Source organism: Streptomyces sp. NPDC048603, assembly GCF_043199475.1.
Taxonomy (GTDB): domain Bacteria; phylum Actinomycetota; class Actinomycetes; order Streptomycetales; family Streptomycetaceae; genus Streptomyces.
On sequence record NZ_JBICVY010000020.1, the window covers coordinates 89,132 to 111,158 of the forward strand.

General features: G+C 71.3%; 22 protein-coding genes. 12 read left to right on the forward strand and 10 right to left on the reverse strand.

Translation table 11 applies throughout. The annotated features are described in order from the left end of the window. Positions 1-32 precede the first annotated feature (32 nt). Complete coding sequence (locus ACGFQ9_RS35515) at positions 33-707, forward strand: ScbR family autoregulator-binding transcription factor (RefSeq protein ID WP_393579725.1); 675 nt, start codon at positions 33-35, stop codon at positions 705-707. Positions 708-903: 196 nt separating this feature from the next. Here the strand turns inward: ACGFQ9_RS35515 and ACGFQ9_RS35520 are convergent, their stop codons facing one another. Next, entirely contained in the window at positions 904-1,881 is a 978-nt protein-coding gene (locus ACGFQ9_RS35520) for a teichoic acid biosynthesis protein C (protein WP_393579727.1), read from the reverse strand. A gap of 192 nt (positions 1,882-2,073) precedes the next feature. On the opposite strand from ACGFQ9_RS35520, the gene ACGFQ9_RS35525 reads away from it, so the two are divergent. Continuing rightward, entirely contained in the window at positions 2,074-2,211 is a 138-nt protein-coding gene (locus tag ACGFQ9_RS35525) for a hypothetical protein (RefSeq protein WP_393579728.1), read from the forward strand. A 154-nt stretch (positions 2,212-2,365) separates the two neighbouring features. On the opposite strand, the gene ACGFQ9_RS35530 is transcribed toward ACGFQ9_RS35525, so the two are convergent. Beyond that, positions 2,366-2,620: an EF-hand domain-containing protein gene (locus ACGFQ9_RS35530; RefSeq protein WP_393579730.1), complete on the reverse strand. Its 255-nt coding sequence runs from the start codon at positions 2,618-2,620 to the stop codon at positions 2,366-2,368. Positions 2,621-3,087: 467 nt separating this feature from the next. Here ACGFQ9_RS35530 and ACGFQ9_RS35535 point away from each other — a divergent pair, with 467 nt between their 5' ends. Then, the gene (locus ACGFQ9_RS35535; RefSeq protein WP_393579731.1) at positions 3,088-4,758 is read left to right on the forward strand and encodes an RICIN domain-containing protein; all 1,671 of its coding nucleotides are present in this window, start codon (positions 3,088-3,090) and stop codon (positions 4,756-4,758) included. 128 nt (positions 4,759-4,886) lie between these two features. Here the strand turns inward: ACGFQ9_RS35535 and ACGFQ9_RS35540 are convergent, their stop codons facing one another. Further along, a complete protein-coding gene (locus ACGFQ9_RS35540; protein WP_393579732.1) occupies positions 4,887-5,738 on the reverse strand; it encodes an SDR family NAD(P)-dependent oxidoreductase in 852 nt (283 codons plus the stop codon). A 103-nt stretch (positions 5,739-5,841) separates the two neighbouring features. Here ACGFQ9_RS35540 and ACGFQ9_RS35545 point away from each other — a divergent pair, with 103 nt between their 5' ends. Further along, positions 5,842-6,453 (forward strand): CGNR zinc finger domain-containing protein, encoded by a 612-nt coding sequence (locus ACGFQ9_RS35545; RefSeq protein WP_393579734.1) that lies wholly within the window; start codon positions 5,842-5,844, stop codon positions 6,451-6,453. 147 nt (positions 6,454-6,600) lie between these two features. Here ACGFQ9_RS35545 and ACGFQ9_RS35550 read toward each other — a convergent pair whose 3' ends face one another. Then, positions 6,601-7,968, reverse strand: a complete 1,368-nt coding sequence (locus ACGFQ9_RS35550; RefSeq protein ID WP_393579735.1) for an MFS transporter — start codon at positions 7,966-7,968, stop codon at positions 6,601-6,603. Between the two features lie 98 nt (positions 7,969-8,066). Here ACGFQ9_RS35550 and ACGFQ9_RS35555 point away from each other — a divergent pair, with 98 nt between their 5' ends. Beyond that, positions 8,067-9,149 carry a DUF5937 family protein gene (locus ACGFQ9_RS35555; protein WP_393579737.1) on the forward strand — a complete coding sequence of 361 codons (1,083 nt, stop codon included), beginning with the start codon at positions 8,067-8,069 and terminating at the stop codon, positions 9,147-9,149. Between the two features lie 275 nt (positions 9,150-9,424). Here ACGFQ9_RS35555 and ACGFQ9_RS35560 read toward each other — a convergent pair whose 3' ends face one another. The 3 genes from ACGFQ9_RS35560 to ACGFQ9_RS35570 all read right to left on the reverse strand — a co-directional run bounded on the left by ACGFQ9_RS35560 (position 9,425) and on the right by ACGFQ9_RS35570 (position 11,124). Beyond that, the gene (locus tag ACGFQ9_RS35560; RefSeq protein WP_393579738.1) at positions 9,425-10,108 is read right to left on the reverse strand and encodes an HAD-IA family hydrolase; all 684 of its coding nucleotides are present in this window, start codon (positions 10,106-10,108) and stop codon (positions 9,425-9,427) included. 130 nt (positions 10,109-10,238) lie between these two features. Beyond that, entirely contained in the window at positions 10,239-10,484 is a 246-nt protein-coding gene (locus ACGFQ9_RS35565) for a hypothetical protein (protein WP_393579739.1), read from the reverse strand. 154 nt (positions 10,485-10,638) lie between these two features. Beyond that, positions 10,639-11,124: an ASCH domain-containing protein gene (locus ACGFQ9_RS35570; protein ID WP_393579741.1), complete on the reverse strand. Its 486-nt coding sequence runs from the start codon at positions 11,122-11,124 to the stop codon at positions 10,639-10,641. 204 nt (positions 11,125-11,328) lie between these two features. Here ACGFQ9_RS35570 and ACGFQ9_RS35575 point away from each other — a divergent pair, with 204 nt between their 5' ends. After that, entirely contained in the window at positions 11,329-11,862 is a 534-nt protein-coding gene (locus tag ACGFQ9_RS35575; RefSeq protein WP_393579743.1) for a hypothetical protein, read from the forward strand. Between the two features lie 72 nt (positions 11,863-11,934). Here the strand turns inward: ACGFQ9_RS35575 and ACGFQ9_RS35580 are convergent, their stop codons facing one another. From ACGFQ9_RS35580 to ACGFQ9_RS35590, 3 genes are all read right to left on the reverse strand, one after another. Further along, a complete protein-coding gene (locus ACGFQ9_RS35580) occupies positions 11,935-12,609 on the reverse strand; it encodes a hypothetical protein (protein ID WP_393579745.1) in 675 nt (224 codons plus the stop codon). A 405-nt stretch (positions 12,610-13,014) separates the two neighbouring features. Then, positions 13,015-13,920, reverse strand: a complete 906-nt coding sequence (locus tag ACGFQ9_RS35585) for an NADP-dependent oxidoreductase (RefSeq protein ID WP_393579746.1) — start codon at positions 13,918-13,920, stop codon at positions 13,015-13,017. Positions 13,921-13,930: 10 nt separating this feature from the next. Next, positions 13,931-15,004, reverse strand: a complete 1,074-nt coding sequence (locus ACGFQ9_RS35590) for an alkene reductase (RefSeq protein ID WP_393579748.1) — start codon at positions 15,002-15,004, stop codon at positions 13,931-13,933. 304 nt (positions 15,005-15,308) lie between these two features. Here ACGFQ9_RS35590 and ACGFQ9_RS35595 point away from each other — a divergent pair, with 304 nt between their 5' ends. From ACGFQ9_RS35595 to ACGFQ9_RS35620, 6 genes are all read left to right on the forward strand, one after another. After that, the gene (locus ACGFQ9_RS35595; RefSeq protein WP_393579749.1) at positions 15,309-15,839 is read left to right on the forward strand and encodes a MarR family winged helix-turn-helix transcriptional regulator; all 531 of its coding nucleotides are present in this window, start codon (positions 15,309-15,311) and stop codon (positions 15,837-15,839) included. 119 nt (positions 15,840-15,958) lie between these two features. Continuing rightward, on the forward strand, positions 15,959-18,727 hold the full coding sequence (locus ACGFQ9_RS35600; RefSeq protein WP_393579751.1) for an exo-beta-D-glucosaminidase: 2,769 nt from the start codon (positions 15,959-15,961) through the stop codon (positions 18,725-18,727). A 434-nt stretch (positions 18,728-19,161) separates the two neighbouring features. Beyond that, entirely contained in the window at positions 19,162-20,364 is a 1,203-nt protein-coding gene (locus tag ACGFQ9_RS35605; protein ID WP_393579753.1) for an acyl-CoA dehydrogenase, read from the forward strand. 130 nt (positions 20,365-20,494) lie between these two features. Next, positions 20,495-20,953: an RrF2 family transcriptional regulator gene (locus tag ACGFQ9_RS35610; RefSeq protein ID WP_393579755.1), complete on the forward strand. Its 459-nt coding sequence runs from the start codon at positions 20,495-20,497 to the stop codon at positions 20,951-20,953. A gap of 91 nt (positions 20,954-21,044) precedes the next feature. Further along, positions 21,045-21,194, forward strand: coding sequence for a putative leader peptide (locus ACGFQ9_RS35615; RefSeq protein ID WP_393579760.1), 150 nt, complete (start codon positions 21,045-21,047; stop codon positions 21,192-21,194). 327 nt (positions 21,195-21,521) lie between these two features. Beyond that, positions 21,522-22,027 (forward strand): ABC transporter substrate-binding protein (locus tag ACGFQ9_RS35620; protein WP_393579756.1); only part of this gene is annotated, 506 nt, incomplete at its 3' end.

A 22,027-nucleotide genomic window follows, 5' to 3' on the forward strand; every position in this document is an offset into this window, starting at 1 on the left:
GATCAACGACAACGTCTGCGCGAGGGGGACACATGGGAGACCGGATCGAAGCGGCTCGCTGGGGTGGCAAGCTGGCTCAGGAAGGACCGCCCCTGCAGCAGGAACGGGCAAGACAGACCAGACGGTCGATCCTCAGAGTGGCAGCCGAGGAGTTCGCCGCCAACGGGTTCCGCAGCACCTCGCTGATGAGCGTCGCCCGCCGGGCGCAGATCACCAAGGGGGCGATCTACCACCACTTCTCCAGCAAGGAGAACCTGGCGGCCTCGGTGGTGGAGGAGCACTACGCCCTGTGGCCCGCACTGGTGGAGGAGACGCGGGCCGAAGGACGCTCCGCGATGGCGACGGTGGTGACCTTGCTCGACCGGGTCGCCGAGGTGTTCCGCGACGATCCTCTCGTCCAGGCGAGCGCGCGCCTCCAGCTGGAACGCTCCGTCATCGAGGTCCCGCTCCCCACCCCCTTCGTGGGGTGGACCGCGCTGCTGACCGAACTCTTCGAAGCCGCGCGGGCCGAGGGAGGTCTGCGCCCGGAGTGCCGGCCGGAGGTCCTGGCGCGGGTGGTCGTCGCCGCCTTCTTCGGCGTCCAGCACATCTCCGACGCCCTGCACCAGCGGGCCGACATCGTCGAGCGCTGGCAGGAGGTCAAGGAGACGCTGCTGCCGGGGATCTGCGCTCCGGGGACCGCCGCCGCCCTGACCACCTGCCGGTAGCCCCCGGCCCTTCACGTGACGGTGGCCCGGCGGGGCGCGCGGTGCCGGACAGCGAATGCCGCCCGGCGCCCCGGCGCCGCCGGATATGAGGACTTCGCGCGGCGCCGGTCGGGAGTCCTCGCCGGAGCAGTCGAAGTCGCCGGCCGGCCCGACGGCCGCTGGTCGGCCGCCGGGTCGGCCGCCGGGCCGGCGTGGGTCAGATCAGCGCGTTCTTGTAGAAGATGCTGGAGCGGCGGTCGCCTTCCTCGCCGGTGGCGAAGCCGATGAAGAGGCGGGCCTCGCCGGCATCGGTGCGATAGATCGCCAGGCCCTCGGGCTCGCGGTGGTGGAGGGTGGAGCCGGCCTTGGTGAGGACGGGGCCCTGCTTCACGGTGCCCGTGTTGATGTCGATGCTGGTGACGTAGGAGTTGCCGTCGCCGGTGGGGGTGCCGTCGCCGGGGTACGCGTCACCCGTCAGGTAGTACATGTACGAGCCGTAGAGCGTGTAGCCCTGCGGAGTGCCGGGGATCGACGGCTGCTTGAAGTCGGCCAGCGGGGAGCCGAAGCTGCGCGTCTGGAAGGCGGAGAGGGGGTACACCGCGATGCGCTTGCCGGCGCTGGTGTGGTAGCGCACGATCATGCGCTGGTAGACCGGGTCGACGGAGCAGGTGTACTCGGTGGCTCCGGCGATCGGCTGGTAGGCGGCCGCGGCGGCCGGCGAGCCCAGGGTGGTGTTGGGGGCGTAGCGGATGGGGGCGAGCGCGGTGCCGTACCCGTTGGTGTTCGCGGCGCACTCGATCCACAGCTCGGTTTCGGAACCGCTCGGCAGGGCGGCGAAGGCGACGCCGTGGCCGAAGCCGTTGAGGTGCATGTACGAGATGTAGTTCCCGTCGAAGTCCATCTTGTTGATGCACAGGTCGCCGGCGGACTCGGGACTGCCGTCGCGCTTGGTCGCGATGAAGAGGTACTTGTTCACCCAGTCGAAGGCGAAGCTCTGCTGGACCCGCGGACCGTGCGTGTCCTTGGAGCGGAACAGGTCGTACGACGGCTGCGTGAGGTCGAACCGCTTGGTGGTGGCCACGTCGGCCGCGGCGGTCTGCGCGCCGGCGCCGAGCCCGAGCAGGGCGAGCGAGGCGCCGGCACCGGTGCGTATGAGGCCGCGGCGGGAGAGGGGGAAGCCAGGGGTGCGGTGCATGGGGGGACTCCTGGGGATGGGGGGAGATGGGGCCACGTGATGCTATCCGCCGCCGAGGTGGTGTGATCTGCCGGGTCCCGGTGGGCAGTTGGGACGCCGAGCCATCCCGGAGTCGGCACCTTGGCCCTTGGCCGTGTGCATGCGATCAAGCAATGGACATGGATGAGGGCCGGTCAGATGTGGGGTGGATGGATGAGTGCGGATGTCGAGCGGGAGCGCTGGAAGCTGTGGTCCGGAACCGGGGTGGGGCCGCTGAGGTTCGGGATGTCTCCAGCCGAGGTCGCCGAGGCGCTGCCAGGGGTCCGGGCCCGGTCCACGCCGACGTCCTGAGCGCCGGGCGCGCGCCCGCCGCGGGAGCTGGGCAAGCCCCGTTGGGGAAGGGCTTGCCCAGGCTCCCCTGAGGCTTGCCCAGGCGCTCAGACTGTCAGGCGCTCAGGCGCTCAAGCTGTCAGGCGCTCAGGCGCTCAAGCTGTCAGGCCTGCCGCTACTTCAGCAGGGTGCGGAACTCTTCGAAGTCGAGGACCCCGTCGTGGTTCGCGTCGGCCGTCATCGCCTTCTTGACCTCTTCAGCGAGGTTCCCCTGGGCGCCCTCGGCCTTGAACCCCTCCGCCAGTTCGACGATGCTGATCCGCCCGTCGCCGTCCGTGTCGATCTCGTCGAACAGCGCCCTGAGCTCGGCCTCGTTCATGACATACCTCTCTCGCGTCCACAGGCCCCGAAGGCCCACATGCCCCACCACCCTGCCACACCGTCAACATCACGCTTGCGGCCAAGCCTTCGGACCGGACCGCCTCGCCAACCAGCGCCCCCGGGCCACCACACTGACGCCGGAACGGATCGAGCAACTGTCCAAGGCCAGGGTGAAGGGGGCGTAGCAGTGAGGGACCATCGGAGTGATCGAAGGACCCGGACTTGGAGCCCTTCGGGGCCCGCTCTGGCATCTGGCTCGGTCGACCGAAATGGCCGCTTGCCCCCGGGCCAGGCCAAACCACCTGGCACACACCGGCCGTCGTGATGGCGGTCACACGATGGACACGCCCGAAGGTACGACGGGGCAGCAGGCCGGCCTGCGCGCTTGCCGCTCGTCGCCCTGTCCCGGAGCCGCTGGGCTCCATAGAGCGCACGCGGGCCGCTCCGCTTTGGGGTCCGGGAGGGCTGTGCACCCCGCTGATCTACAGGTGATCGGCACATGACATTCTCGGCGCCATGAAATTCGGAATACTCCCTTCCGGTCTGCGCCGGGGTGTCGGCCGCGTGGCGCGCCTCGCCGTCGTGGGCGCGCTGGTGCTGACCGGCACCACGCTCGCCACGGGGACCGCTCAGGCCCAGTCCTGGTTCGAGCCCATCGACGCGAGCGGGTTCAAGCTCGAGCTGCGCGTCGACACCACCGGTGACATAGCCTCCGGCTACGCCGCCAACCCCACCCTGACCAGGACCGACCTGTCGGCCGTCACCGATGGCGCGTACGCCAAGAACGGCCTGTGCTTCCCCGAGCCCATCCACCCGGGGGCAGCCCCCAACGGGTACTGCTGGGACAACACCGCCGACGACAGCGGCTCGGACGGCAAGGCCCCCCAGGGGTTCGCCCTGCCCCACACCGAGACCACGGACGGCTGGTGGCGCGGCAAGCGCTGGGAGGTTGTCTCGTGGCACGGCCCGGAGAAGAGGGACGCCAGCAACAACCCCATCCCGGACCCCCTGCAGCCCGTCGGCAACTATGCGAAGGTACGGTTCGTCGACCGGAGCCTTTCCACTCCGCGGTACTTCGACGTGTTCCTTGCCACGCTGGCCCCGAACGGAGCGGTGACGGCCTCCGGGGGCACGCACGGCGACAGCGTCGTCTGGTACAAGGACAATCTTCTCGTGGGAAGCGGGAAGAACCTCGAGGTCTTCCGCCTCGCGGACCTCATGCGCGTGTCCGGGGCTGGGCCCAAGGGCCTCGACTTCGTCCTCCCGGTGGCCTACACGTACCGGTCCACGGCCGTCACCAGCAGCAGTTGCACGGCGGCGACGGGCAACGAGCCATGCCTGACCTCCCTCAGCCTGGACCGTGCCAACGGCGCTCTGCTGTCCTCGGAGTGGATGGACAAGGAAATCCCCACGCCCGGCCGGATCGTCCGGTGGCCGTTCGACCTCGCCACCGGCCTGCCGAAGAGCGGCGCGCCCGCCCTGGGCGCGTGGCTCTCGCCGATCAGGAGCATGCAGGGCGCCGTCAACGTCCAGGGCACCTTCTACGTCAGCGGCATCTGCCCTGCGGCCATCAAAACCGGCTACCGCGAGTCCGCGTGCATCCACAAGGCCGCGCCCGGCGGATACCCGAGCGTCGTGACGGCCGTCCCGGACATGACGCAGAACTTCGACTACGACCCGCCCTCCGACCGCTTCCGCGGCGTGAACGAAGTGGCGCAGTCGAGCGAGGCCCTGCCCCAGCGCCTCGTCTTCGATTTCGCCCGGACCCCGTCCCCCATCACCACCGTCCGGTTCCGGAACGTCAACAGCGGCAAGTGCCTGCTCCCCTATGGCGGCAGCCTCAACAACGGAACGAACGTCGTCCAGTGGACCTGCGACGACAACACCGCCGAGAGCTGGTACTGGGTCGGCGACACGATCCGGCAGTTCCACAGCAAGAAGTGCCTGACCGTGTACGGCGGCAGCACCTCCGACGGCGCCGTGCTGAACGAGTGGACCTGCAACGGCAGCACCGCGCAGAGCTGGACCAAGGTGGCCGGGACCGCCGGCGGAGCCACCCTGCGCAACGTCAACAGCGGCAAGTGCATCACCATCTACGGCGGCAGCATCGAGAACAACGCGGTGGCCACCCAGTGGACCTGCCAGGGCGGCAACGTCGCCCACAACTGGATCGGCTACACCCCGTGAGGGGCGCCCCTTCCCGCCCCGTCGCGGGGCGGGAAGGGGCGCCTCTGAGCGTCATGTAGGCCCCGGGACCGGGCGCTCCACCCCAAGCGGCCCGGACCCACTGGTCACGGCCGGGCGGGATTCGTGGCTCAGTACCTGTCGACGGCGTCGGTCACGCGCTGCCAGGTGTCCAGGTCCGCGATCCGTGCCTCCAGAGCGGGGCGCATGCCCGTCGCGCTGGAGGCGCCGAGGGCCAGGCGCAGCGGAGGGTTGGGGCTGTCGGCTGCGGTCCGGATACCTGCGGCGATCCGCGCCGCGGAGGAGAAGGCGGATGCCGGCAGCTCTCCGATGCCCTTGTGGACCTCGCGGACGGTCTGGTCGTAGTCGTCCAGGCCGGCTGCGACGTCGAGGTTGGCGAGGAAGGGGGTCGCGGTCATCCCGGGCTGGATGATCGTGACCTTGATGCCGAGCGGTGCGACCTCGGCCGCGAGCGCGTCCGACAGCCCCTCGACCGCGTACTTGGTGGCGGCCAGCAGACCCACGCCGGGATGGGCGGACTGCCCGTAGACCGAGGAGCCCTGGAGGATGTGCCCGGACCGCTGGGCGCGGAGCACCGGCAGCGTGGCGCGCAGCACGTTGAGCACTCCGAAGACATTGGTGTCGAACACGGCACGGGCCTGTGTGTCGGAGGCCTCCTCGACGGCTCCGAACAGTCCGTATCCCGCGTTGTTGGCCACGACGTCGATACGGCCGAACCGTGCGAGCGTGCCGTCCACTGCGTCCCGGACGGCTCGCTCGTCGCGTACGTCCGCCTGGAGGCAGAGCAGCCGCTCACCGTGCGCTTGCGCCAGTTCGTCCAGGGAGGAGGTGTCGCGGGCGAGGGCCGAGACGGTTTCGCCGTTCTCCAGTGCCTGTCGCGTCAGTTCGCGGCCGATGCCGGACGTCGCGCCGGTGATCAGCCATGTCCGGAGGTGGGTCTGGTGGTTGGATGTCCCGTTCATGTTGCGACCGTAAGTCGTTAGCTCGCAACGAGTCAACCTGGATTGATCAGTTCGTTGCCTACTAGATGGATTAGCGCCGCTCACGCTGATGTACTGTGGGAGGGTGATCACTACGGCAGCCGGATCCCCCAAACCCAGCCCGCGCACCGTCACGCCGACGGTGGAGACCGTTCTCGCGTTCGTGAACACGCGTGCGGACGGTTCGGGTCGCCGGGAGTTGTTCGGGGACGGGGACTCGTTCGCGGCGTGGCTGGCGGAGCGCGACGAGTTCGGTGGCGAAACCGTGGTGACCGACGCCGACGCCGCGGTCGCGCGCGAGCTGCGTGATGCCCTGGTGATTGTGCTGCTCGCGCACTCGGGCGATGAGGAAAGCCTGGGTGAGCCGCTGCTGCGTGCCGAGCGGCACCTGCGGCGTGTGGGTTCGCTCTACCCGCTGGCGACGGTGGTCACGGCCGGCGGTGCCGAGCTGGCCTCGCCGCAGGCGGGGGTGCCGCGCGTGTTCGGAACCGTACTGGCCGCGGTGACGACGTTCGCGCAGAGCAGCGACTGGGGGCGCATCAAAGCATGCCGGAACCCCCCCTGCCATTTCGGCTTCTTCGACCGCACCCGCAACGGGGCAGGGCTGTACTGCAGTACCGGCTGCGGCTCCCAGGTGTCCATGCGCAAACACCGCCAGCGGCAACGCCACGGCAGCGGTACGCCCTCCGAGGTGTGAGACCGCCCTTCCGGCGAGGAAGCTGCCAACGGCCGCCCCCGGCCGCCCCGCAGTCTGCCCCGGGGGCATCGCCGTGCGGGCCGAGTCCCCAGGAGAGCTCCACGGCGCCGCCGGCACCGCGGCTGACCGGAGCTTGGAGCCCTTGGCTCATCCGCCGTGGCACTCGGCGATGTTGTCGTGGCTGCCGGGACCGGCCGCTGAGCGGCCCCGGGCAGCGCCGGGCGAGTCGGTCGGGGGCGTTCCGTTCGGTGCTGCGGGGTCCGCTTCGGTGGCGACGGCTGTGGCGGACAGGAGGGTTGCTGCGGCCAGGGTGCCCCAGAGGGCTGTCGGGCCGTGGGGGGCGAGGGCGGTGATGGCGGCCGGGGAGACGGCGAGGCCGAAGCCGGAGGAGAGCTCGAAGCGGGCGAGGGTGCGTCCCAGGGCCCCGGGCGGGGCGAGGGCCGTCACGAGGGCGGTGGCGCTGCCGGCGTAGACGATCTCGCCGAGGGTGCAGACGACGGAGACGGCCGCCACGCCGGCCGCGGCCCAGCCGTGCCCGTCGCCGTCGCCGTCGCCGAGGGACGTGACCGCGAGGAAGCCGAGGTACGAGGCCGCGAGGACGACGCCGGCGATGGTCAGCGCGGTGCGCCGGGCGTAGCGGGACATCAGGAGGGTGACCGGTACCTGGAGCGTGACCACCAGCACGGTGTTGGCCACGAAGATCGCCGCCGACCACACCGGCGAGGCGTGCAGTTGTGTGAGCAGGACCAACGGGAGGGCGATCTCCGGGACGTTGAGGCAGAAGACGTACACCACGTTGGCGGCCAGGAGGGCGCGCATGCGGGGCGGGGGTCCCTCCTGCCCCGCCGATGGGAGGGAGCGGGCCGCCGTGTCCCCGGGCCGCGCCGCGCGTACGCGGACCGACCAAGCCAGTGCGGCGGCAACCAGGTACGCGGCTCCCGTGGCCGCCGCCAGCGCCTGCAGGGCGGAGGTTCCGCCCGCCAGGCAGGCCATGGCGAGGAGCGCCCCGGCTCCCAGGCCGGCGTTGCGCAGGGCGCGTCCTGCCGCGAGGGCGGTGTCGCGTTCCCGCCCGTGGGCGATGGTGGCGACGAGGGCCGCGTGGGCGGCCGGCCATGCCTGGTTGCCGATGCCGAGGAGGAGGGCCGCGACGGTGAACGGCCAGACGCGTCCGGGCGGGGTGGCCACCAGTACGGCCACGCCCAGCACGCGGATCAGCATCGACGCGGCGACGACGGTGCTGCGGGCACCCCGGTCCAGCCACCTCCCGACGGCGGGCATGCAGACCAGGCCGATGACGATGCCGGCTGTCATGGCGAGGCCGGTGGCAGTGGCGGACAGGCCGAGAACCGTGACTCCGTAGAGGAGGAGGAAGGGCCGCAGCAGACCGGTGCCGAGGGCGTCGACGGCCAGGGCGACGGCGTAGCGCGGGCCGCCGGAGGCGCGCAGCAGGGCGCGCGGCCGGACCTTCGGAGCCGGGGAGGGCGTGGGGGCGGGGGGAGTGCTCGTGACGGGCATGGGTGAACGGTGCGTTCGGGAGCCTGGGCGGGCACGTTGGTTGACGGAGATCGTCAACAGTCGTCGGCGCCGTCCGGCGGGGTGGGGATGATGTGCGGATGACGTTGAGGATCGACATCGGCGGTGTGCCGTCCGAGGGGCTGCGGTTCGCCGCGTCCCCGCTGGCCGAGCTGACCGCGATGCTGCACGTGCTCGCCGAACCGGACCACCATCCGGAGTTCGCCGCGTGGGCCGCCGATGTGTGGGCCGGCCTGCGGCCGGGGCTGGCCGAGCGGCTGCGGGAGGCGGAGTTCCTCTGGCGCACGTCCCAGGCCGACTTCATGCTGCCGGCCCGGCCCCGTCGGACCCTCGGGGAGGAACTGGACGACGTGGACGGGATCGACGACGAGCGGTACGTGTCGGCGGCGCTGATCACCACGTGCGGCAACCGGATCCACTTCGCCTCCCCGTCGCCCCTCACCGATGCCGCCACGCGCGATCTGGCCCTCGATCTGGCCCAGGCCCGGGGCCCGCGCCAGGAAGCCTTCGCGGAGCGGCTCCTCGCGGATCCGGCGGCAGTACGAGCACGTGTCCGCGACACCCTGGAGGCCTGCGCCGGCGCCTTCTTCGACACGGCCTGGGCCGAAGTCGCCGTCCGGATCGCCACGGACCTGCGGCTGAAGAACGACCTGCTCAAGCGCCAGGGCCTTGGGGCGGCCCTGGCCTCGGTGTCCGGCGCGGTCACCCTGGCGGCGGACGGCGAAGCCATCCTCGTGGACAAGCTGCTGGACAAGGCGACGACCGCCCATGGCGGCGGTGTCACCTTCATCCCGAGCGTCTTCGGCCGGCCGCACCTGGCGATGGTCCATGCACCCGGCTGGCAGCCGGTGGTCCAGTACCCGGTGGACGGGCCCGGCCCGTCGGAGCCCGTCTCCCTGGAAACGGTCACCCTGCGGCTGAAGGCCCTCGCCCACCCGGCCCGGCTGCGTCTGCTCCGCACCCTGGCCCGCGGCCCGCACACCAACGGCGAACTGGCCCACGCATGGGACCTGACGCCCCCGGAGGTGTCCCGGCACGTGGCCCTCCTGCGGCAGGCGGGACTCCTCACGGCCCGGCGGGAGGGGCGGTACGTCCGCTACAGCCTCAACCTGTCGGATCTGACGGCGCTGGGCACCGATCTGCTGGCGGCGGCTCTGCGGTAGGGCGGCACCGGGCCCGGTCGGTCACGGCACCGCCGGCAGCGACACGGCCGCCGGCCGAAACGGCCGCCCGTGCGGGGACACCCTCCCGGCGGACGGAAGGGTGTCGGGAACACCTCGCCACGTGCCTCGGGACGGTGGTTGCGCTCGGCACGACGTGGGAGCCGGGGCCCGTGCCAACGGATCCGCCCGCGCGCGGGACGCCCAGGGCACACCGTTGACGGATTTGTTCAAGACGGCTCCGACGCCGTGATCACTCCAACCGCGGCAAGGTCATTTCAGTGTGGCCGGTCGCTCCAGCCGGTGTGCGGGTGAGGTCCGGCGGAGAAGTCGAGAATGTCGCGGACCGCCTCGTGCAAGGTGCCGTAGTGGCGATGCACGCCGTCCACGGCTGCGGGGGCGTTGACGCCCCACACCGTCATTCCGGCACGCAGCCCGGAGCGCACCCCGGAGGGGGCGTCCTCGATGACCAGACATTCCTCCGGCCGGGCACCGAGCCGCGCGGCTGCCTGCAGGTACGGGACCGGCGACGGCTTGCCCTCCTCCACGGCCGCCGCATCCACGAGAACCTCCGGGACCGGCAGTCCCGTCCGTGCGAAGCGTCCCCGTACCCGGTGTTCATAGTTCGACGTCACCAGCGCCCAGGTCCCGGGCTGCAAGGTGCTCAACAGCTCCGAGGCGCCGGGGAAGGCCGTATAGACGCCGGAGCGGACGTCCTCGTCCTCCAGCTCGTGCAGTGCAGCGAGGCACTTGCGAGGGTCCTGGTCCGGAGCGACCTGCGCGAAGGTCTCCATCGGCCTCGTGCGCAGCGCCACTCGGTAGACCTCATCGGCGTCCAGCCCGTATCGCTCTGCCCACGTTCGCCAGACCAGGCGCTGATTGTCCACGGCATCGATCAGCGTGCCGTCGACGTCGAACAGGACATACCTCATTGCGCCGGACCGGCCGGGTTCACTGATCATGCTCCGATCATGTCATCAGGCTCTGATCAGGCAGCCGACGTCGCCGGTGGGCCCTGAGTCGGGCGCCTCGGTCACCGCCGGAGTGCGGCCGAGGACGACGGGCCCGGGCCGGGCCAGGGACCTCGGTGCACTACCAGCCCATGTCCTTGGCCACCTCCTCCTGGGCCGCGGCGATCTCTTCCTCGGTGGACTCGATGACATCCACTTCTTCCAGACGTGCCATCAGGTCTGCGAGGGCCTGCTTCTGAGCCGGATGTGTGATCGGTACGGTGTTCAGGTCGGTGCTCATCAGCCAGTCGAACAGCACGATGGCGTCGGAACGCCACAGACGGAGATCGACGGTCGGGGTGGACCCCCACGGGAAGCCGGTTTCCATGGGGGCATCGTGCCAGGTCAGTGGTGCACAGACCGTCGCCGGCCCCCGGGCCGGGCCCTCGCCGCGACCTCCCCTGGAGACGTTCGGCCGGGCGCCCCGGCGGCACCTCACCCTGCCGCGGACCGGGAAGCTTCGCGGCGGCCTCCAGGACGCTCTAACCGCGTGGTGAGCGATAGGCGGATGATTGATCGGCGAGGCGGAGGTCGGTGATGAGGCGGAAGCGTTCCAGAACCGCCGGCGTCGTGTCGTCCACGGTGAATTCGGGGTCCTCCAGCGCAGCGCGCATCTCCTCGCTGTGCCAGAACCGCTCGTGGCCCGCCCGCCACTCGGCCACGCTGGTGTCCCCCTCCCCCTCGTCCACCACGTGAGCGAGATCCACCTGCGCCAGCGGGACGACACGCACACCGGTGATCTCGATGACCGCGACCGGACGGTCATCCGAGTCGATGACCACCGATCGGCTCCCGACTTCCGGCAGGGGCTCCCCCTCGTGCTCGTAGTCGGCAAGGAGTGCTGTGGTGGAGGTCTTGGAACCGTTGAGGATCGCGGCGACGAGCTGGTCGCGCAGCGGGCCGGGGAAGGCGAACTCGGCCCTGGGCATCGATGCGAGGTTCGCGGGTGGCGTGGCGTCAGTCGTCATGCGGGTCACGGTAACCGCCCATGCCGCGCGGGCCGGCAGGAGTGGGCCGTGACACGGCGGGGATGAGCAGTCACGTTTCCTCGGCCGATGAGCGTGGTGGCCCGGGCTCTGCCTTGGGGGGCGGTGGAATCGGGCGCCGTCGGCGCGATTCCTTCTTGGTGCCGTCTCGTTGACCTGGTCACTCGACCAATGGAGGTATACCTCATGCTCAGGACGACCCCTGCCCTGCGGTTTTCGGCGGTACTGGTGGCGGCCTGCGTCATCGCCGGGGCCGCAGGCACCGGCCCGGCGCAGGCGGTGGAGCGGTGCACGGTGTCGTCCAAGACCGTCGACAACCCCGCCTACAGCGGGCCCTGGCCGGACAACTGGGATTTCTCCGTCAAGGCCTGCGTGACCGGATCCGGTGCGGACGTCCGGCACTGGGCGACGGTTTCCTGGGACCTGCCGGAAGCCTCCACCGGCCGGAGGCTCATCTTCCGTCCGGGCGGCACGAACGCCGAAGTGACGGCGATGATCGTCGGGGGCGGTCTGGCCGTCACGAGACGCACCGACCTGGCGCAGCGTCTCAACAAGGCGAAGGACGGGTCCACTACTCCCGCTTCCTACTCCTCGCGCTGGCCCGGCCGCTACCGCCTCTTCACGGATGTGATCTTGTTCCTCGACTGGGCGGGCGACGGGAAGGGGCCTCAGAAGATCCACTTCTCTCCCTCGCCCTCCATCCCCGGCTCGGCGCGGTGAAGCCGGGGACGGAGGGCGGGGGCGGCCGCGGGATGATGCTGCCGACCCCGGCCCCGGCCCCGGGGCCGTTCCTCAACCGCCGGCGAGGGCCAGGCGGCGCATGATCGTCAGCAGTTCGTCCGGCGGGGTGATGCTCATGACCATGGCCTCCGGGTCGACGGACGTGATCGAGGTCAACGTGCCGGCGCGCCACCAGAACACGCGGGGCGAGATGCGCCCCGGGCCGTCCTCGTAGGCGCCCTGCCCGAACTGTGCGAGGGCGTTGACCGCCTCGCCCACATGACTGTCGGTGAGGGGGTAGAAGACGAGGTTGTGCCTGTTCGGGACGGTGAGCAGCACTCCATCGGCCGGCAGGTCGGGGCCTCCGGCGGCACGCACCGCCTCGTCGAAGACCAGCGCCTTGCTGGCCGCGAACACCGATTCCGGGTGGCCGAGGATGTGGAGGACCGCGCCGCCCGGGAGGTCGATGGTGTCGTAGTCGGCCGGCTCGTCGAGCAGGTTGGCGCGCGCGGCCGTCACAAGGACGTCCCACTCAACGAGACGGACCTCGTCGTCGGTGAGGATGCGCACGTTCTCGGGGGTGTCGAGGGCGATGCCCGCGAGCAGGTCGGTGGCCAGCGGGCGGAGGTACGTGTAGTGCCCCCGTGCTTCCGCGGGTATCGACTCCTCGGCGACGAGCCGGAGGTACACGCTGCGCAGGGGGTTCGGCGCGGCGCTCGGGTCGGCGGGGTGTGACGGGTCGGTCATGCAGGATTCCTTCCGGATGTGTCGAAGGCCGTGACGGTCGGACGGCGTCGCAGGATGGCGGTCCGGCGGTCCGTCGGGCTTTGCGGACCTGCTGGTTCCACTGGCCCAACGGCTGCCTGATCGTCCACGCGACGACGATGACGCCCAGGGAGGAAGTCGCCTGAGTTTGGTCCGGAATCGCAACCGCCGTGCAGACGCGGGCCCTCGAAGAATTGATCATCGGACCGGACCGTCCTATCACGGCATCCAACCGTCGGCCAATCAGCTCGCGTTCGCCGGGCCTCGCCCGCGCCGGTCGGCTCTGCCGTGCCGTCAGGTGGGGCGGACGGCACGGACTCCCGGCCGCGACGGGGCGGGCCGCCGGTTCCTGCGCGACCCGCCCCGGCGCCGGCCGGGCGCAGGGGGTCAGGGCACGAGGACCGCCTTGCCGTGGTTGCGGTGGGCTTCCAGGTCGGCGTGGGCCCGTGCCGCCTCCGCCAGGGGGTACGTACGCCAGATCGGTACCGTGAGCTTGCCGGCGGCGGCCAGGCGCACCAGTTCCGGCAGGGCGTCCCCGGCCCGGTCGCCGGCGCCGGTGCTGAAGCGGACACCATGCTGTGCGGCGGACATGTCGGCGATGGTGATCACGTGTGCGGTGTCGCCGGTCAGGGCGACGGAGTCGGCGAGCACGCCGGCGCCGGAGGCGTCGAAGACGAAGTCGACTCGGTGTGGAGCCGCCGCCTTCACCCGCTCCGTCCACCCGTCGCCGTAGCGGACGGCCGTGGCTCCGAGCGCGGTGGTGCGGTCGATGTCGCGCTCGCCGACCGTTCCGATGACGGTGATGCCGCGGGCCACGGCGAGCTGCACCGCGAGGGCGCCCACGCTGCCGGCGGCGCCGTGGACGAGCAGGGTCCGCCCCGCCGGCACGCCCAGCTCCCCGAGGACGCGGTACGCGGTCCGGCCGACGGTCACCAGGGAGGTGGCGGTCTCCCAGGACAGGGCCTCCGGCTTGGCCACCGGCCGCTCGAGCAGGGCCTGTTCGCCGTAGCTGCCGCCCACGGTGGCGCCGAGGACCTCGTCCCCCACCGCGGCATCGGCTCCCTCGCCGACGGCGTCGACCACCCCGGCCGCGTCCAGGCCGGGGATCACGGGAAAGCGGGCGGGGACGGTGCCGGCCATCAGACCGGAACGGATCTTCATGTCGAGGGGGTTCACGGAGGCGGCCCGCACCCGGATGCGGACCTGGCCCGGACCGGGGTCCGGCGTGGTGACCTCCGACAGCCGGAGCACCTCCGGTGCGCCGTACTCGGTGAATGTGATCGCCTTGGACATCGGGAACTCCCTATCGGGCGGTGAGGGTGGGGTAGTCGGTGTAGCCGCGGTGGTCGCCGCCGTAGAAGGTCGCCTGGTCCGGGGTGTTGAACGGACCGCCGGCGGCGAGGCGCCGGGGCAGGTCGGGGTTGGCCAGGAACAGTGCGCCGTAGGCCACCAGGTCGGCGCTCCCGTCCTCGATGAGCTCGAGCGCGTCGGCGCCGGTGGCATCGGGGTACGTGAACGGGTTGAGGACGAACGTGCCGGGCCACGCCGCGCGCAGCTGCGCGGTGAGGCTGCCGTCCGGGCCTTCCATCAGGTGCAGGTACGCCAGGTCCAGGCCGGCGAGCCGGTCCAGCAGGGCGAGGTAGACGTCGCGGGGGTCGTCCTCGGCGATGTCGTTGTACCGGTTTCCGGGCGAGATCCGCAGGCCCACGCGGTGGCTGCCGATCGCCTCGGCCACGGCGGTGACGACCTCGACGGCGAAGCGGATACGGCCCTTGGTGTCACCGCCCCAGGCGTCGCTGCGGTGGTTGGTGTTGGGCGCGAGGAACTGGTGGATGAGGTAGCCGTTGGCGCCGTGGATCTCCACGCCGTCGAACCCGGCCTCGACCGCGTTGCGTGCGGCGGTGGCGAAGTCGGCGATCGTCTGCCGGATCCCGGCTTCGCTCAGCTCCTTCGGAGTCACGAACTCCTTCGGCCCCTCGTGCGTGTAGACCCGGCCCTCGGCGGCCACCGGCGACGGGCCCACCGGCACCAGACCGTCGGGCAGCAGGACGGGGTGTCCGATCCGCCCGGTGTGCATGAGCTGCGCGAAGATCACCCCGCCCTCGCGGTGCACGGCGTCGGTCACCGTCCGCCACGCCCGCACCTGGCCGGAGGTGTGCAGGCCTGGGGTGTCGGGGTAGCCCTGGCCGACCGGGGAGGGCTGGATGCCTTCCGTGACGATGAGGCCGGCGCTGGCGCGCTGCGCGTAGTAGGTGGCCATCAGTTCGGTCGGCTCGGCGCCGGGCCCGTAGGCGCGGCTGCGGGTCATCGGTGCCATCGCCAGGCGGTTCGCCAGGCGGGTGCCGCCCAGGACGATCGGATCGAATGCAGTGGTCATCGTTTCTCCTCGGGATGGGTGGTGATGGGTGGTGATGGGTGGTGATGGGTGCTCGGCGGTCTCCGCTGCACTCACCGCAGCAGTTACCTGCCCGAACAAGTAAATCACCTGCCCGAACAAGTAACTGCTTCGGATTGATTCCCGGCGGGCGACATGCAGCTGAGGATGGGCCTCTGAGCTGGGATTCCTCCCTGCTGGGTACGCGCCGCCTCCCGGGCCGTGAAGCCCTGGGGGTCTGCGCGGTAGGATCATGCTGATCGAGCAGGAAAGTGAAGGAGCGAGGGAGTGAGGGAGTGAGGGAGCGATGACGGAATCCGCGGTGGAGGCGGGAAGCGAGCCCACGGGAAGAGCGCGGACGGGCTCTGTCCCGGTGCCCGCCGCGGCCGGAGGCGGGCCGGTCAGCCACGCGATCTTCCGCCTGGCCCGTCTGCACCGCATGTTCGCCGGACAGCTCCTGCGGCGCATCGGCCTGCATCCCGGTCAGGAGCTGGTGATGATGCACCTGTGGGAGCTCGGCCCCCAGCGGCAGGCCGACCTGGTGCGGCTGCTGGACTCCGACGCCGCCACCATGACCCGCACCGTACGGCGTCTGGAGCAGTCCGGATTCGTCCGCCGGCGGCCCTCGCCCACCGACAAGCGCGCTTCGCTCATCGAGCCGACGGCTGCCAGCCAGGCTCTGCGCCGGGAGGTCGAACAGGTCTGGAGCCGACTCGAGGAGCTCTCGACGGCGGGCCTCACCGATGAGGAGCGCGCCGCGACGCTGCTCGCGCTCGAACGACTGGAGCAGAACCTCGTGCAGGCCGCTGCTTCCGCATGCGCGGAAACGGAGCGTTAGCGCCCTTCACTCGGCGGGCCCACGGGCCCACCGGCCGGCGAGGCCGTTGGTTGGTGCGATCGGGCGATGTCCGGTATGTGAGGCGCTGCCCGGCGGTGCTGGGGCCGCATGCTGTCACCATGCGGCAACGACAGGACGTGGCGGCGCCGGCCCGCCACCGCGGCTTCGCGTTCCGATCCGGCCGTCCGGCAGGCCTCGCCCTGCTCCTCGTACCGCTGTTCGTCCTGGCCGCCGCCCTCGCCCCGGCCGGTTCCACCGCGCGGGCGGCGCTCGGCCCGCAGGCGCCGATCGTGGCCGCGGGCGGTCCCGGCTCCGGTACGGCCCTGGGCGGGTTCATGATCCAGTCGACGGCGCTGGTCGAGGACCCGCCGGAAGAGGTGTCCAGGCCGGGTTACGCGACAACGGGCTGGTACCGGGCCGGTCCACGCTCCACCGTCCTTGCCGCCCTGCTGTCGGCCGGAGTCCACCCCGACCCCTTCCACTCCACGAACCAGAAGCTGATCCCCGCCGCCGACTTCGAGGTCCCGTGGTGGTACCGGGCCGACTTCTCGGTCACCGGCCCGGAAGCGCGTACGTACCTGGACTTCAGCGGGGTGATCTCCGCCGCGGACGTCTACGTCAACGGCCGCCGGGTCGCCACGGCGGACACCGTCGCGGGGGCCTACACCCGGCACGAGCTCGACGTCACCGCTCTGGTCGGTCCCGGCACCAACACGGTCGCCTTCCGGATCCGGCCCAACGATCCGAAGAAGCACCTCACCACGGGCTGGCTCGACTGGCTGCAGCCGCCGCCGGACCGGAACATGGGCATCGTCCGCGACGTCGTCGTCCGCCGGAGCGGGCCGGTGGTCCTGCGCGACGCCCACGTCGTCACCGCACTGGCCATGCCCTCGATGGACACCGCCGACCTGACGGTCAAGGCCCTCCTGCGCAACGACTCGTCGGACACCGTCACCGCGGTGGTCGCGGGCGCGGCAGGACCCGCCGCCCTCACCCGGCAGGTGACACTGGCCCCAGGGGAGAGCAGGACCGTCGTCTTCTCGGCCGCCGACCACCCCGGGCTCCGCCTGCGGTCGCCGCGCGTGTGGTGGCCGGCCGGGATGGGCGGGCAGCCGTTGTACGACCTCGACCTGACGGTGACGGTGAACGGGACCGCCTCCGACACCGTCCGCTCGGCCTTCGGGATCCGTGAGGTGCGCGCACCGATCGACGCCGACGGCGCGCGGCAGTACCGGATCAACGGCCGCCCGCTGCTGCTCAAGGGCGCGGGCTGGTCCCCCGACGCGTTCCTGCGCTGGGACCGCACGTACACCGAGGACCGCCTGGCGTACGTACGCGACCTGGGGCTGAACACGCTGCGCCTGGAAGGGCACCTGGAGCCCGACGAGTTCTTCGACCTCACGGACCGCTACGGAATCCTCGTGCTTGCCGGCTGGGAGTGCTGCAACAAGTGGGAAGGCGACTTCAACCCCGATGGATCCGGGGAGGAGTGGGACGATGCCGACCATGCCGTCGCCCGGGCCTCGATGGCCGCGGAAGCGGCCCGGCTGCGCCACCACCCCAGTGTGGTCTCGTTCCTCATCGGGAGCGACGCCGCGCCGGACGCGGAGATCGAGTCGGAATACCTCGCAGCGCTGAAGGCCGCCGACTGGGACGTGCCCGTGGTCCCTTCGGCTTCCGGGGCGTCGGCACCCGTCACCGGTCGGTCCGGGATGAAGATGACCGGTCCCTACGACTGGGTACCGCCCGCCTACTGGTACGACAAGCGTGCCGGCGGGGCCTCCGGCTTCAACTCCGAGACCAGTGCCGGTCCGAGCATCCCCACCCTGGACACGCTGCGCCGGATGCTGACCCCGGCCGAGCTGGAGACCCTCTGGAAGGAGCCGTCCGCTCCCCAGTACCACCGCTCACCCTCACGGACCTTCTCGACGCTCGCCCTGTACAACGCCGCGCTCGCCGGCCGCTACGGAAGCCCGGCGGACCTCGGCGACTACCTGCGGAAGGCACAGCTGGCCCAGTACGAGAACGTACGGGCGCAGTTCGAGGCGTACTCCCGCAACGCCAAGGACACCGAAGCGCCCGCGACGGGTGTCATCTACTGGATGCTCAACAGCGGCTGGACCTCGCTGCACTGGCAGCTCATCGACCGGTACCTGGACCAGAACGGGGCCTACTTCGGCGCGAAGAAGGCCAACGAGCCCCTGCACGTGCAGTACGGCTACGACAACCGGGCCGTCAGCGTCGTGAACAACCGGACGACGGACGTCTCCGGGCTCAACGCCCGGCTCACCCTTTTCAACCCGGACGGGACGCAGACGTACGACCGCACGGTGAGCGGTGTGAGCGTCGAGGGCGGCGGGGTCACGACGACCTCGCTGACCGTCCCCGCCACGGTCGCCGGTCGGGACACGACCCACCTGGCCCGGCTGCTGCTCACCGACGGTGCCGGCCGGGAACTGAGCCGCAACGTCTACTGGCTCTCCGCCCGCAGCGATGTCCTCGCACACGCCGACGCCGACTGGTACCACACCCCCACCACCGCCTACGCCGATCTCACCGGGCTGAACTCGATGCCCCCGGTCTCCCTGGACGCGACGGCCACGACGACGGTCAGCGGGTCCGGGGTGTCGACGACGACGGTGACCCTCCGTCATCCGGGCACCACCCGGGCACCCGCGCTGTTCACCGACGTCGACCTGGTGTCCGCGAGCGGGACGCCCCTGCTGCCGGTCCGGTGGAGCGACAACCAGATCACGCTGTGGCCGGGCGAATCGGTGGAGCTGACCGCCACCCGCCGGCCGGCCGAGCCGGGAGAGACGGGCGGGGCCGCCCCGCGCGTACGGGTCTCCGGATGGAACGCCCGGACCGTCACCGTTCCGTCCCGCTGAGGACGGCGGTGCGCCCGTCGCCGGCCCGGCGGTGATGCGAGGACGCGTCGGGGCCGGGCCGCTCGGGCGTCGCGCAGGAGGCCGACCGCGAGAGGTGGTGAGGCGGCTGCCACCGTCTTCCATTTCAAGATCGCACTGTCCGCCATTCGGTCAAGCCCTTGCCGGAAGGCCGCTTCGGCCCGCAGGATTCCTATCAATCCGATAGGAAAAGTGGGATTCGCTGGGCGCGGACACGACCGGTATCCCTGCGCCCCGAAGGCAGCCGTTGCCCGCAGAGTGCTCGGTTCGCGGAAGCCTTCCGCCACCACACGACAACGTTCCGGAGTAGCTGACATGACCACCGCCAACGCCATCGCCACCGCCATCGCCCATGGAACCGCTGTCCGCCCAGCCCCCGCACCACACAGCGGCACCCGGGCCTGTCGGTGACGCCGGTGCCGACGACATCGAGCCCCGCCGGCCACCGGTCCGCGGACGAGCGGCACCGCGCGCTGCTGCGTACCGCCCGTGACGTGGCGGAGGACCTCGCCGCGGACGCCATCGTCCGCGATCAGGCGGGAAAGCCGCCGGTCGACGAGACGGCCCGGCTCCGTGAGGCCGGGCTGCCGGCCGCACTCACCCCGCCCGGACCCGGCCGCGGGGCGGACTGGCGTACCGGGTGTGCTGTCATACGGGAGATCGCCACGGCGGACAGCTCGGTCGGGGACCTGCTCGCCCGCCACTACGTACACGCCTGGAGCGGACGCTTCTACGCGAGTCACCATCAGGCGACGGCCCTCGAAGAGGAGTCGGTGCGCGAGCAGTGGCTGTGGACCGGCGCGGTCCACGCGCCGGGAGCCGAGGACGAGACCGGTGGCCCCGGCCTCACCCTGAGGCCGCGCACCGCCGGCTACGTGCTGAACGGGCGCCGGTCCGTGGACACGGCGGTGGCCGCGGCCGACCAGATCGTGGTGGACGCCTTCTGCGCCGCGACCGGTGACGTCCTGGTCGTGCGGATCCCGCCCGGTGCGCGGGGCGTGACCGTCGAACCCGCCCACGACCGCCTCGGGCAGCGCGTCGCCGGTGCGGGCGAGGTCGTCCTCGACCGGGTCACGGTCACGCCGGGGCAGGTGCTGGGGCGCCGGCCGCACGACATGGAGTCGACCGCACCCTTCACGGCGCTGGCCGATCCGGCGCTGCGGCTGGCCCTGTGTCACGTAGGCCTCGGCATCGCAGAGGCCGCCCTCACCGAGGCGCGCGACCTCAGCAGGGGCGGCCGCGCGTACCGGCTGCCCGGCGAGGACCCGGACCTGCTGCTCACGTACGGGGAACTCGCCGCTGCCGCACAGACGGCCACCGTCGTGGTCGACCGTGCGACCGAGGTGATGGCGCAGGCCCTCGGCGCGGGTGCGCAGCTCGGTGACGACGAACCCGCGGACGTCACCGCCCTGGTCGCCACGGCCGAAGCCGTGACGTCGAAGGCCGCCCTGCACATCACCGCCCGTGTTCTGGAGCTCGCCGACGCCCCCGGTCTGGACCGCTTCTGGCGCAACGCCCGAGTACTGACAGCCCAACACCCGGTCGCGCACCGCCTGCGCTCCATCGGCCGGCACTACCTCAACGGCTCCCACCGCGCGGTGGCGGCGGCCTTCCGCTGACGCCGGGCACCGCACGCAGGGGACCCGGATCCGCGCCTGAGCCCGCCGGCGGCCGGGCACGAGCGCGTGCCCGGCCGCCGGCTGCCACCCGTGACCGACACCGGCGGCAGCCGTGCAAGATAATGTCCGTATGCGGATCTCAGCCAGGGCGGACTACGCGGTACGTGCCGCACTGCAGCTCGCCGCGTCACAGGATGACGGGCCGGTGAAGGCGGAAGCCATCGCCGACGCCCAGGGCATCCCGCACAAGTTCCTCGAGGGCATCCTGAACGACATGCGCCGGGGCGGTCTCGTGCTCAGCCAGCGAGGCGGCAACGGCGGCTACCGGCTGGCCAAGCCCGCCTGGTCCATCACCATCGCGGATGTCATCCGTGTCGTGGAGGGACCGCTCGTCTCGGTGCGCGGAGTCCGCCCACCGGACCTGTCCTACACCGGCCCCGCCGAGTCGCTGCTCCCCGTCTGGATCGCGCTGCGCGCCAATGTGCGCGAGATCCTCGATCGCGTGACGCTCGCCGACGTCGCGTCGTCGGACCTGCCCGCCGACGTATCGGCGCTGGCCGACACCCCCGCGGCCTGGACCAATCCCTGACCCTGGCTCCCACCTGCATGTTCTCGCATAGCGGGACATGAACGTCCACGATACGGTCACCCTCTTGGGGCCGGTGCCCGCCTCTGCCAAGATGCCTACCAACCAGGTAGGAAAACTCGGATTCAGGGAGGTGGCCGTGCGAACACCGCACCACGTGGGCCGGACGCTGCCTCTGACCTGCCGCCGCCACATCGACCTGGTCCGTACGTCCAGCGCCATCTGTCGCTGTCAGCTCGGCTGACACACCTCCGCCGGTCCCCGCTGCCACGCGTCGTGCGTGACAGGCGCCGGTCCACTCCGGCCTCCGCCGGCCGGCCCTTCGGCCGGCCTCGCCGAGCGTCTGCCTCTGGGCGTGGCCGTCCGGTGCCAGGGCTCGACGTCCGTCGCCGGGCGGCCGGAACCCGGCCCTTCCCCGGCCTGCGACCGCGATCCCGCCGCCGATGACGGGAAGCGGGGGCAGTGTGCCGACGGCCTCGCGTCGTTCTTCTCCGTACCGCTCCCCCGCTCTCCCACCCTCTCTCAACCTCTCTCAACCTCTCTCAACACCATCCCGCGAAAGGACACTTCCGTGTCTCCCGCCAGACCGCTCACCCCCCTGCGCGCCCTCGCCGTCACCGCGGCCCTTCCCCTGCTGCTCACCGCCTGCGGCTACGGCTCCGACGCCAAGAAGGACGAGTCCTCGGACAAGGCCAACGTGGCGGCCGACGGCAAGAAGCTGTCCGCCTCCGAGGTCCGGATCGGCTACTTCCCGAACCTCACGCACGCCACCGCCCTGGTCGGCCTCCAGGAGGGCCTGATCGCGAAGGAGCTCGGCGGCACCAAGATCAAGCCGCAGGCGTTCAACGCCGGCCCGTCCGAGATCGAGGCCCTCAACGGCGGCTCCCTCGACATCGGCTTCATCGGCCCCTCGCCGTCCATCAACGCCTACGTCAAGTCCAAGGGCAAGAACCTGCGGATCATCTCCGGATCCGCCTCCGGTGGCGTCAAGCTGGTGGTGAACCCGGACAAGATCAAGACCCTGGACGACCTCAAGGGCAAGAAGATCGCCACCCCGCAGAAGGGCAACACCCAGGA